We start from the raw sequence: 12162 nt of genomic DNA, 5'->3' as shown, positions 1-12162 counted from the left end.
TACTACGAGAGCCTGGATAGTTTTCGGGTGCCCACCGAAGAATATGACGCGGAAATGGTCAAGCTACTACAACGGAAATATGGAGGAGTACAACTTGACCTGATCTTTTCAATGTCAAACCCAGCCTTGAAATTTCTGGTGCAGCATCGAAGCGAACTCTTCGCAAACGTTCCGATCGTGTTTCTCGTCAATGACGAAAGACGGGTGGCAGGCCTTGACCTGCGATCAAACATTACCGGCGTCTGGGGAAGGGTGGAGCTTTCTCCAACCCTGGACATGGCGCTCGCGTCCCAACCCGGAACGCAAAGAGTTGTGGTCACGGCTGGTAACGCGGCTATAGACAGGGACCTAATGACGCTCGCGCAGAAGGAGTTTCGTGCGTATGAAGGCAGGGTGTCGGTAACCTATCTCACCGACATGACTGTCGAGGAGGCACGTCAGCACCTCGCAGTGCTGCCGGACAAGACTGTCGTAATTTTTCTTAACTTCAATGTTGACCGCAACGGTAAAAGGTACTTCAGCCCGGATGTGGTATCTCAACTAGCCTCGACCTCGCAGGCCCCAATCTATGCATCGTCAGAGATTTACCTTGACCATGGAATTGTCGGTGGGCGATTGCTCAGTTATGAAGCGCTCGGCTTCGCTGCTGGAAAACTGGGCTTACGCATTCTCGCCGGCGAGAGCGCTCAGAGTATTCCGCCGCAAACTATTCCCAGCGTTAACATTGTTGATTGGCGACAACTACGCCGGTGGAACATAGACGAATCCAGGCTGCCACCGGGAAGCATTGTCCGTTACAAGGAGTTTTCGGTTTGGGAGCTATACAAATGGCGCATTGTTGGAGCCGTCGCACTCATAGCTCTCCAGGCGTTGGGTATCGTTTGGCTACTCTTCTTACGCGCCAAACGGAGGCAAGCCGAAGAAGCAAACAGTAAGTTGGCGACGATCGTCGAGACTTCGGATGATGCGATTTTGAGTAAGACGCTGGAGGGAATAATCATTAGTTGGAATGCCGGTGCCGAAAAGATCTATGGGTACACTGCCAGCGAAATTGTCGGGCAGCATGTTTCGATCCTGGCTCCTCCTGAACTGAAAGGTGAAGTGCAGGAAATTCTTGAACGACTCCGCCGCGGCGGCACCGTGGATCATCTGGAAACGCAGCGTGTGTCCAAAGAAGGAATCCGCATCGACGTCTCTCTGACAATTTCGCCCATCAAGAATGAGCGCGGCATAATTATGGGCGCTTCGACTATTGCCCGTGACATAACGGCCCGCAAAAAGGCTGAAGCCGAGGAACTACAGCATCGAACGGAACTGGCGCACCTGTCGCGAGTGACGATGCTGGGGGAACTCTCCGGCTCACTCGCGCACGAGTTGAATCAACCGCTCACCGCCATTCTCAGCAACGCGCAGGCGGCGCAGCGCTTTCTCGCGCACGACGATGTCGATCTTGACGAAGTGCGCGATATCCTCGGCGACATCGTGAATCAGGACAAACGAGCTGGTGAGGTAATCCATCGTTTGCGCCTCTTGCTCAAAAAGAGCACGGCTGAGCATCAACCTCTCGATCTCAATGAGGTGGTCAGTGAAGTTCTCAAGCTCGTGCGCAATGATTTGCTCAATCAGCGAGTAACCGGGCAAATGGATCTCGCGCCCCAACTGCCTGCCATTGTAGGAGACCGGGTGCAGTTGCAGCAGGTCGTGCTGAACCTGGTGATGAACGGCTGCGACGCCATTGCCAGCGGTCCGGCCGCCGATCGCAAACTCATCATCCGCACTGAAATGAATAACGGCGGGATCTGCCTTTCCGTAGCTGACCGAGGGGTTGGTCTGGCGCCGGATAATCTTGAGAAGGTGTTCGAGCCATTCTTCAGCACCAAACCGCATGGTATGGGACTGGGTTTATCCGTCTGTCGCACGATCATTGACGCGCATGGCGGGAAATTGTGGGCGGCGAACAATACGGAGCGCGGGACTACATTTTATTTCACGATTCCCGTGAAACCGGAACTGCGGTCATGAACGATATTTCGCCAGTAGTCTTTGTGGTGGACGACGATCTGGACGTGCTTAAGAGTCTGGCGCGCGTGCTGCGATCGGCTGGTTTGAAGGTCGCCACTTTCAGTTCGCCCAGTGAGTTTCTGGAGCAGCACGTTCCTCGCGGCGCTGGTTGTCTTGTGCTCGACGTCGCGATGCCCGGCTTGAATGGACTTGAGCTGCAAGCGGCGCTAAAGGCGATAGGCAGCAAGATTCCGATCGTTTTCCTTACCGGCCGTGGCGACGTTCCCATGAGCGTGCAGGCGATGAAGGGAGGCGCTTCGGATTTCCTCATTAAGCCCGTTCATGACGGAGACCTGCTTAAAGCCGTTCACACCGCCCTCGAAAAGGATCGCATTGAGCGGCAGCACCGCGCCGAGATGGATGACATCCAGGAACGGCTGGCCACGCTGACGCCGCGCGAACGTGAAGTTCTCAACCATGTGGTCACAGGACAGCTGAACAAGCAGATCGCCCTTAATCTCGGTACAGTCGAACAGACCATCAAAGTCCACCGCGCCCGCGTGATGGAAAAAATGAAGGTGAATTCCGTGGCCGAACTTGTCCGCCTGACCGAGCGCTTGGGAACGAACCGGATGATCGAATAGTCGCGTTGATCTTCGTCACCAGGCGCGAAGCAGCCGTCAATTACCTGAGGCCCGAAGGGCCGCGATGGAATAGCCCCGACCGTCAGGTCGGGGTAACAATCGCCAATCGAAACAAACGAGGCCCGACGGGCCGACATATCAATGTTCATGCCGGTCCTTCGGACCTCGTTGGATCACTTCAATGCTGGGGACCACAATCTAACGGTCGCGGCTATTCCTTCCTGGCCCTTCGGCCTCATTCCTGCGTTTCCTTTTCAACTCAATCAAATGACGACGTCTCCTCACCTATTGACCTAAAGTCTAATAACCCAAGGTCCAATATCTTCTTCGTCCCGCTCCCGCTACAGTGCGCCCATCTTGACTAAGATTCGATCACTAATTGCTGTCGTGGACGACGAAGAACCCATCCGTAAAGCTTTGAGCCGACTGATACGTTCGGCTGGTATGGACGTGGAAACCTTTCCGTCCGGCGCCGAGTTCCTCGAATCCCTTTCGGACCGTCGGCCCCACTGCATCGTGCTGGATCTGCACATGCCTGTTGTGAACGGCTTCGAGGTCCAAACGCGGATGGCCGAGTCCTGCGCGAGAGTGCCCGTAATAATCATAACCGGCCACGATTCCGATGAGACGCGCAACCGAGCATTGGACGGAATGCCCGTGGCTTATCTCCGCAAACCTGTCGACGATCATGCACTGCTCGACGCCATTGAACTGGCGCTGAGCCAACCAATCGCGTGCAGAACTAAATAGCGGCACGACCGCAGAGACGATGACTTAGACATAATGTCGAAGAGCATTGCACAAATCGTGATCGCCAGCGAACTTGGACCTCGGCTTTGTCGCTTTCCGGTAGCTGCGACCGTTGAAGGGGGCGAAGTCGACGGTGACGTATTTCTGCGAAGAATTGTGGACACGTGCGCGGCGGGTGTCGCGGTTCTGGATGAACTGGGGACGCTGCTGTATGTCAGTCCCGCGTGGGGCCCATTAGTGGAGCCGGATGATCGTGGCGGATCCACGCCTTGGAAGAGCAGCTTTCTGGGAATTGGTAAATCTTCTGCCGAAGGGTTCCATGCGCTGGCCGAAAACATTCAGGGGATTCTCGAAGGCCGCGAACGCGAGTTTCATCGCGAATATTCGGTTGCCGGCAACGAGGGGCCGGTGTGGTTCTTGATGCACGCGGCCCGGCTCGATTTGCCGGGCACGAATCGCTTTCGCGTTCTGCTAACTCGTGAGGACATCACCCGGCACCGACAGGCAGAGGAAGCGCTCCGCAACCTCGGTGGCCGGCTAATCAACGCTCAGGAAGAGGAACGCAGTCGAGTCGCGAGAGAACTGCACGACGATCTAAATCAGCAAGTCGCGATCATGTCGATCGAACTTGAACAGCTGCGGCGGAAGATACCGGAAGGCCTTCACGACTTAAGCGCGCTGGTCAGCGGGCTCGGGGCAAAGGCCCAGGAAATATCTTCAGAGATTCATCGCCTCTCTTATCAGTTACACCCGGCCAAGCTCGATCATCTGGGACTCGCCGCTGCGATCAAAAGCCTGTGCGACGAACTATCCGAACGGTGCGAGATCAAGATCGAGTTTTATCAGAATGGTTTTCCCGCCCCGTTGTCCAGGGAAGTAACGTTGTGCGTCTTTCGGATAGCCCAGGAATCACTACAAAACGTGACCCGGCACAGCGGGGCACATGGGGCCCAGGTTGTCTTACGAAAAAACTCAACGGGAGTGCACCTGCACGTGTCGGATGCCGGCTGCGGATTCGATATGCAATCATCGCGAACAAAAAATGGGCTGGGGTTTATCAGCATGAGAGAGCGTCTGCGCCTGGTGGGCGGGAGAATCTCAATCCGATCCCAACCATTCATCGGCACCCAAATCGACATTGTGGTTCCTGTCCGAAGTCTCTGCCCTCAGGCAGAGCCAAGTGCTCAGTTTTATTGAACAGGAGAAAAGATATGAAACGCCCCCGGATAATACTTGCTGACGACCACCTGCTATTACTGGATGCAATCAAGAATTTGCTGGGACCAGACTTCGAAGTGGTGGGCACCTTTACTGATGGTCGAGCACTGGTTAACGGTGCCGCAGAACTAAAGCCTGATGTCGTAGTGCTGGATATCAATATGCCGAATATGAACGGCCTTAATGCCGGACAGCGGCTCAAGCAATTACTGCCGAAAGTTAAGCTGGTTTTCCTAACGATGAACCTCGACGCCGACATGGCTGCGGAAGCTTTTCGGCTGGGAGCGTCGGCATACGTGGTGAAAAACTCGGCCGCGACCGAGTTGATTCAGGCGATACGACTGGCTCTGGTGGGCCGAACCTACTTAACCCCTTTAATCCCACAGGGCGACGTACCCGGGTCCTTCTTTCATCAGGTGGAACGAAACAAGAACCCCAACCATCTCACACTGCGCCAAAAGGAAGTCCTTCAATTGCTGGTGGAGGGGCGCTCGATGAAGGAAGTGGCTTATATGTTAGACGTCACTCCGCGTACCGTAGCCTTTCACAAGTACAGCATGATGGAACAACTTCACCTCCACAGCAGTGCGGATCTGATCCGGTTTGCGATCAACAACTCGCTGGTGGCCACGGTCTAGGGCTGGGCGCCATTCGATCTGGGGCTTACGCCCCCATGGCTTTAAGCTACGCCTCCGCTCCGCGGGCTCCCGCTTCTCACCATCCCACTGTCACTTTTAACAGTATTCTCGGGGGAGTCTTTCGAATAGGATTCCATGTTGCCAAGCCAGACTTATGGGCAAGTGGCTTCCTGTATTTACACGAAGACCTCAGCTAACCATTAAGGTAACAATTTGAAGGAGAGGACGATTTGACGCGCGCACGCATTCTGTTGGCCGACGATCACAAAGAGATGCGTGAGCGGGTGATCAGCCTCTTGCAGGACGAATTCGAGGTAGTTGGGGCGGTCGGGGATGGTAGCGCCCTGATGGAGGCTGAGCTGACGATGCAGCCCGATGTTTGCGTCGTTGATATCTCGATGCCGGGGCTTTGCGGAATCGACGCCGCTGCACAACTTCACGCGCGCGGCTCGAAAACGAAAGTGGTTGTGCTGACCGTTTACGACGATGCTGATTTTCTGGAAGCCGCGTTAACGAGCGGCGCGTTAGGCTATGTGGTTAAAAGCCGAATGACGTCGGATTTGTGCCTCGCCATCCATGAAGCTCTCGCCGGTCGCCTGTTCGTCTCGCCCTCACCACGGCTGAACGCGCTGCGAACATAATTTGACGATTTACGGCTAAACCTAAAGCGCCCGATATGTGTAAAGCAACTGGGCGTTAATTGACGGCAATACTTTGCAGTTGCGCGGCATCGATTCCTATCTGGGCCTGCGGTTGCGTAGCGGTTTGAGGCGTGGTCGTTCGGGAGGCGATGAATCCAATTACCTGGTCTACTTCCAGCGGACGTGAGAAGAGATAGCCCTGCGCGTACGGGACATTCAATGCGTTCAGGATGCGTCGCTGCTCCTCGGTTTCAACTCCTTCAGCCACCACATCCATCTTTAATGTCGAGGCGAGGGTAATGATGCCGCGCACGACTTCCAGGGTTTCATCCGAAGTCATCATTTCGGCGATGAATGAGCGATCGATTTTCAGTTTGTTGATGGGAAAGCGAGCCAGGTAGCTCAGCGATGAATAGCCGGTGCCGAAGTCGTCGATACTCAAATGCACACCCAGCGCGCGCAACTGATTAAGAGTCGTGCAAGCGCGCTCGGCATGTTCCATTACCACGCTCTCCGTAATTTCCAGATGCAGCAGGGCCGGTGGCAGGCAATTCCGCTTGAGAATCCGATCAACGTGAGAGACCAGACCGGCATCTGCAAACTGCGTAGCGGACAGATTGACGCTCACGAAACAATCGGTTAGCCCGTGTTCTCGCCAGGTGACCAGCTCTTTGCAGGCTTCACCTAATACCCATTCACCCATTTTAGCCGTGAGGCCGGCATCCTCGGCGATCGAAATGAACTCGCTCGGTGGGACCAGCCCGAGTTCCGGATGCTGCCAGCGAATCAAGGCTTCGAAGCCTTTGATCTCACCGCTCTCGATGGACACAATCGGCTGGAAGCACAAGAAGAATTCACCGCGCTCAAGGGCCCGACGAAGCTGATTCTCCATCTTCAAGGCCATCAGCGCGCGGGTTTGAATATTCTTGTCAAACAATTCGTGCCGGCCTTTGCCGCTTTGCTTGGCCTGGTACATGGCACTATCCGCATCGCGCAGGATACTTTCCGGATCGTCATAGCCCGTCACATTCAGCGCAATCCCGATACTCGCGGTGGCAAAGACTTCCTCACCATCCAGCATTACTGGCTGACGGACCAGCGCCTGAAGTCGCTCGGCAATCTGTAGCGCCTCGACTGTGTCCTGAATGTCATCAAGGAGAACTGCAAACTCGTCTCCACCCAGTCGGGCCACGGTATCAACGGAGCGCACCGCCTCGTTAAGCCGGTCCGCAACCGCGACCAAAAGCTGATCGCCGGCGGCGTGACCAAGGCTGTCGTTGATGATTTTAAATCGATCGAGGTCCAGAAAAAGCACCGCAAACAGATATCCGGGACGCCGGCGTGCGCGATTTATTGACTGTTGGAGCCGATCGGCCAGCAGCGCGCGGTTAGGCAAGGCAGTGAGCCGATCATGCAGCGACGCGTGGCGGAAATACTCGCGGCTTTCGTGAAGTTCTTTCCGGACCATTTCAAGCTCTGAGATGTAACGCTGCTTTTCTTCGACGCTCAGCTCGGCGCGCATGGCCTGCGCTTCCGCGTTGGCGACGCTGTTCATATACGTGCGGTAGGTGAAATAAACTATCGCGATGACCGGCATCGTGAGAAAAACTGGAAAGAAGCCGAAGTCGGCTGACAATCGCGCGACCGTTCCTGCGGCCGCGGCGCCGGCGAAATATGTGAGCGACGTCCAGAGATAGTGCTGCTGCCAGGTCGAGACCATCGAATCGCCGGTCTTGAGCGCGCGATCGATCGCCACCAAACCAGAGTTCACGAAATAATGAACGAGTGCCAAAATCGCGAGCGCGCCGATCAGCCGGCCGGTGCCGAAGTGCGGTGGCGTCTCAATGGCATAGCCAAACCACATGCGCAAAATAGTCACGCCGGTCAGCGTCGATATCGCCATCACTGCGGCGTTGAACAGAACCGTGATTGCTTTGCGGCTAATGCGCAGGCTTGAAGATGCGCCTTCGAAGGCCGCAACCAGTACCGCCGCTTCGCCGCCATAAAGCAGCAGGATAAGAAACACCATCGTGTCAGAGACGGTAATCCGACCTTCGATTCCGGGGATGGGCACGGCCAGCCGAGACGCACCGATAAGCGTGATCGCGGCCAAAAGAGCGAGGCGCAAATCGACCCGCTCGTGGGGTAGCTGGTAAACCGTGCTCGCGAACAATACCAGTCCGGTCGCGATCACAAGCCACCTGAAATATGCACGGCCGTTCATAACAAGATTTTTCTGACGACCTAAAGTCGCCGGGTTAATCGTCCTCTCTGACTGACGCCATGCCGGCTGTGTTGTCGCCACGAGCGAGGGTGTCCCCAGCGATCACGCCATCACCGGCGATCACTCCGTCGCCGGCGATCACTCCGTCGCCCGCGACGACTCCATCACCGGCAATCACGCCGTTTCCGAATAGGATCGTCGTGCTGCAGAAAATAATTCCGTCGCCGGCAATCACTCCATCGCTTGTCATAACGTGCTGGCCAAATCCGATTCCCCCCTTTATTAATGTAGTGTCGCCGGCGATAACGCCATTGTTTATGGCTACGCCGTCAGTCATGAGAACGCCTTGGCGGTAAATGTTCTGATACTGGGAAATCAGCGGCGTACCAACGCCGTACGTGTGGCCCAACAGCATGCCGCGAGACCAACTAAAGGTGTAAGTGCCGATGGTTGAGTAGGGATCAGGAACCGCGCCCGTGAGTAAAGGGGCTCCCAACTGATTCGAATTTAGCAAATCCGTCCGGACCAGGCGCGCGATTTTCGCTGCCCCTTCTATATTCATCTGACCCATTCCTTGTTCGAACGTATTGGCGCCGGCCAGTGGCTGGGCGGTGTACATGAGGATTGCCTTAATCAAATTAGGAGTGAGCTTCGGATTAGCTTGAAGTAGAAGGGCGGCGGTTCCGGCCACTATCGGCGCGGCCATTGAAGTGCCGCTCAGCCGCATCATTTTGCGTGCTGCGTCGCTGCTGACTCCGGCGTCAAGTTCCGGATGCTCGCTTACCAGAATGTTGTTTGGTGATTCCGCGCCAACGATCTTGTTGCCGGGCGCTACGATATCCGGCTTGATCAAGTTGTCGTAGTGCTTCACGCCATAACCGTCTGTCCACGACCCGCGTGTCGGTCCGCGGGAGCTAAAAGTCGTGACCGTGTCATCGTGACGTGAATCAGTGCCGTAGCTGTTCGATGCGCCCACCGTCAGTGCCGAGGGCTCGATCCCCGGTGAATGAATCTGTCCGTAGACCTTGCGGCCCTGAGCATCGGTGCCATTGTTGCCGGCCGCGGCCACGACGACCACGCCCGCGTCCACGAGCTTTCGCACGGCTTTGCAGATTGGATCTGACTGATACGAATCCACGGCCGGAGCGCCGAGACTCAGATTGGCAACACGAATGTTGTATTGGGCACGGTTGCTCATCACCCAATTGAGGCCTTTCAGGAGTCCCGACGTAGTACCGGTACCGTTCGCGGTTAACACGCGCACGTCCAGTAAGTTTGCATTTGAAGCGATCCCCGTATAGGCGCCGCTGGCTACACTATCGTTACCGGCGGCCAGGGAAGCTACATGAGTGCCGTGACCAAAAGAATCGTCGGTACGGTTCTCACCCGTGAAGTCCTTGTTAGCGATGACCCGGATGTTGTTGGCGGTTCCGGTGAACGATTTATGAGAGTCGTAGATACCCGAATCCAGAATGGCGATTCCGACGCCGCTGCCATTCAGTGCCGGCGTCAAAGGCGAACCAGTGCGCGCGGCATCGGCTCCCGTGGTCGTCGTTATATGGCCCATCGTAACGGTGGGCCGATCGGGAGATACATACACGATGCCCGGCAGCGCCAGGAGCTGTAACAACGATGTGCCCGGAAGCCTGATCGCAATCATATCGAAGTTGCCGAACTCTGCAGTTATCTGTCCGCCGAGTAAGGCAATTAACGTTCGAAGAGTAAGACTAAGCGGTCCGTTAAGCTGGACGATAACGTCTTGCCGAGCGCTCAAAGGATTCTGCAGAAGGCTGCCCAGGTCGGCAGACACTTTGACGGTACTCACGAGCTGATTGAGGTTTAATAACTGAGCTTGCGCCCGGGGAAGCGGAGTCGTAAAAGCCAGAATGGCTAAGATTACGAAGTGCGAGATAAGCGTCGCACGTTTGTGCCGGAATCCAACCACGTTGGGGAACCTCCTTCAAACCGCACAAGAAGAGGAAAGTAAAGCGCGGGGGCACCTACGCGCGGAGCAACGATCGTGCCGTGTTCTTGATTTCGGCGAGTACGCGTTTGCCGCTGAAAAATGTGATTAAGAGTTTTAGCGGGAAGCTGTGCTCAGTCATCGTGAATGACTGCCGGTCAAGGTGAATCGTCAGGCTGACGGATCCGCGAAAGGATCAGTGAGAGTTTATTGTGGCAAACCTGGCGAAATTGAATCTTAAGATTCTGGCTATGACTCTCGGAGGCTGAGAAGGATGTAGATTTTTTTGCTAGCTGTTGCTCTGGTTAATCATCGATCCGAACTTATCGGCGACCAGAAAAAACCCAAAATCGAAGTCGGAGGATAAGCTTATTTCGATCAAGTCTCGCCCAGATCTTGGCATTGAATGGGATCAGGTTACCAAGTTAAAGAATCGTAACCCGTAAGGATACATACAGGATTGGAGAGATGATAAATATCGATATAACGATGATTACATCTAACCACGAAGGGTTTTTGGCCGCTCTCTCGTCCGATGTTTTCTGTTACGGATGAAATGGCAGAGTCATAGCCGCGGTTATGTCGTCACAGAATCAACCTGGACTCATGACCGGTATCAACTTCTTCGAGCGGTGAATTCATGTCTGAATCATTCGCTATGTTAGCTGGGTGCGATAAGCGGGAATTTGCGCACGTCGGCTCAACAGCTGCGAGTACCGAGCTGTTTGATAAAGACCTGTTTTGCTGGGTACTGCCGAGCGGTTACTGTCAACTTAACTTCATGTTAGCAACCGGGGCTCCGACGCTCGCACCGAAGCTTCGGTCGCAGTACTCGAAAGTGGTGTACAAGTACCGATCTCACGACGACGCGCGTCGTTCACCGCCGCCGTCCGCCAGAGAGCGCCTTAAATCAATCCTCAAGCGCGTCATCACCCAAGTCGACCCAAAGTGAGAATTCCTTGTCATCACGAAACACGACGTCGTATTTCTTTCCTTTTTTCTTCTCAGCCGCAAAGAACTTAGTGAGACGTGACTCACGATTCGTCAGGTGGACCGTGTACTTATCCTTTCCGCGCGCCTCGGAGATCATCTGTAAAGTTGACACTTCCGGATTGCCATGTCTTCCGTCTGCCGAGATTACGTAATGATCGGCAGTGATCTGTCGGAAAAAGTCGGTTTCGACGTTGCGATCGCTGCCGTGGTGCGGAAGCTTCAGCAGGTCAACGTGCATCGTTCCCTTCTTGAGTAAACCCGCCCCCGTTAAGCCTTTCAGAACATGGTCGCCACGAGCGTCGCCCGTCAGCAACATCGTTTTGCCGCCAGCCTCGGCGAGCACGCAGATGCTCGACAGATTGAAGACCGACTCGTCGAGAAACGCCGCTGCCAACGCCTGTCCCTTCTCGTTTTTGGCCAGGCCCTTCGCCTTGATCACAGTGTTCCACTCCAGCTGAAGTTCTTCGATGCGGTCCTTGAGTGGTCCAATCACGGTGAACTTGAGGCCATCGCCAATCGGTACGACCTTCTTACCTTTGACAGGTGCTTGGACCAATTTTTCAAAAGGAGTGTTGATCGAAAGTCCCAGCTTGTTTGCGATGTTTCTAACGTCGCGCCCCTGGGGCACACTCGCCGCAATCGCGCTGCCTGACAGACTCACGGGAAGTCCCGCGGCCATTGCACCTCCGCTGGCAATGGGCTTAACCGGCTTATGCAGCGAGGCGGCCATCAACTCATCAGCGTCGTTCTCACTCCCGATAATATCGTCAAAGCTGTTGTGCCAGAGCGTCACTATGTTGTACGGAATCTCTTGATTCTGATCCTGCTTGTCAGCTAGATCGTCCAAAAAAGCGAGGACGCCATTGATGTGATCGTCGTCGAGATGACTCACCATTAACATCCGGATCGACAAAGCCTCGTCGGGACTCCGCGATTCTTTCAATTCGTTTAGACGCGGTTTCAGGCTTGCTTTGTAAACTCCGGCTGGACCGCCATCGATCACAATCATTTTCGGCGTTTTAGGCTTGCCATAGTGCAGGATCAGGGAATCGCCATGTTTGGCTTGCAATGCTTCGAGTGTGAATAACAT

General features: G+C 55.0%; 9 protein-coding genes. 6 read left to right on the top strand and 3 right to left on the bottom strand.

Features of this window, described 5'->3' with window-relative positions; all coding sequences use genetic code 11:
• The first annotated feature begins 54 nt into the window (after positions 1-54).
• The 6 genes from VFX97_10260 (at position 55) to VFX97_10235 (ending at position 5892) form a co-directional block, all read left to right on the top strand.
• Positions 55-2022, top strand: coding sequence for a PAS domain S-box protein (locus VFX97_10260; protein HEX5703569.1), 1968 nt, complete (start codon positions 55-57; stop codon positions 2020-2022).
• Positions 2019-2645 carry a response regulator gene (locus VFX97_10255; protein ID HEX5703568.1) on the top strand — a complete coding sequence of 209 codons (627 nt, stop codon included), beginning with the start codon at positions 2019-2021 and terminating at the stop codon, positions 2643-2645. The genes VFX97_10260 and VFX97_10255 overlap by 4 nt, the downstream gene beginning before the upstream one ends.
• Before the next feature lie 387 nt (positions 2646-3032).
• Positions 3033-3395 (top strand): response regulator, encoded by a 363-nt coding sequence (locus VFX97_10250; protein ID HEX5703567.1) that lies wholly within the window; start codon positions 3033-3035, stop codon positions 3393-3395.
• A gap of 33 nt (positions 3396-3428) precedes the next feature.
• Positions 3429-4592 carry a PAS domain-containing sensor histidine kinase gene (locus tag VFX97_10245; protein HEX5703566.1) on the top strand — a complete coding sequence of 388 codons (1164 nt, stop codon included), beginning with the start codon at positions 3429-3431 and terminating at the stop codon, positions 4590-4592.
• 14 nt (positions 4593-4606) lie between these two features.
• Positions 4607-5251, top strand: a complete 645-nt coding sequence (locus VFX97_10240; GenBank protein ID HEX5703565.1) for a response regulator transcription factor — start codon at positions 4607-4609, stop codon at positions 5249-5251.
• 230 nt (positions 5252-5481) lie between these two features.
• A complete protein-coding gene (locus tag VFX97_10235; protein HEX5703564.1) occupies positions 5482-5892 on the top strand; it encodes a response regulator transcription factor in 411 nt (136 codons plus the stop codon).
• 55 nt (positions 5893-5947) lie between these two features.
• Here the strand turns inward: VFX97_10235 and VFX97_10230 are convergent, their stop codons facing one another.
• From VFX97_10230 to VFX97_10220, 3 genes are all read right to left on the bottom strand, one after another.
• Positions 5948-8116 carry an EAL domain-containing protein gene (locus tag VFX97_10230; GenBank protein ID HEX5703563.1) on the bottom strand — a complete coding sequence of 723 codons (2169 nt, stop codon included), beginning with the start codon at positions 8114-8116 and terminating at the stop codon, positions 5948-5950.
• Positions 8117-8150: 34 nt separating this feature from the next.
• Positions 8151-9941: a S8 family serine peptidase gene (locus VFX97_10225; GenBank protein HEX5703562.1), complete on the bottom strand. Its 1791-nt coding sequence runs from the start codon at positions 9939-9941 to the stop codon at positions 8151-8153.
• Between the two features lie 1048 nt (positions 9942-10989).
• The gene (locus tag VFX97_10220) at positions 10990-12162 is read right to left on the bottom strand and encodes a hypothetical protein (GenBank protein ID HEX5703561.1); all 1173 of its coding nucleotides are present in this window, start codon (positions 12160-12162) and stop codon (positions 10990-10992) included.

The organism is Pyrinomonadaceae bacterium (assembly GCA_036277115.1).
Classification (GTDB): Bacteria; Acidobacteriota; Blastocatellia; order Pyrinomonadales; family Pyrinomonadaceae; genus UBA11740.
This window is presented reverse-complemented; position numbering and strand designations above follow the sequence as displayed.

Excerpts from the sequence above, each read along its gene's own strand:
- VFX97_10260 (HEX5703569.1), top strand. The coding sequence starts at position 55 with ATGGTCAAGCTACTACAACGGAAATATGGAGGAGTACAACTTGACCTG.
- VFX97_10230 (HEX5703563.1), bottom strand. The coding sequence starts at position 8,116 with ATGAACGGCCGTGCATATTTCAGGTGGCTTGTGATCGCGACCGGACTG.
- VFX97_10255 (HEX5703568.1), top strand. The coding sequence starts at position 2,019 with ATGAACGATATTTCGCCAGTAGTCTTTGTGGTGGACGACGATCTGGAC.
- VFX97_10220 (HEX5703561.1), bottom strand. The coding sequence starts at position 12,162 with ATGTTATTCACACTCGAAGCATTGCAAGCCAAACATGGCGATTCCCTG.
- VFX97_10240 (HEX5703565.1), top strand. The coding sequence starts at position 4,607 with ATGAAACGCCCCCGGATAATACTTGCTGACGACCACCTGCTATTACTG.
- VFX97_10245 (HEX5703566.1), top strand. The coding sequence starts at position 3,429 with ATGTCGAAGAGCATTGCACAAATCGTGATCGCCAGCGAACTTGGACCT.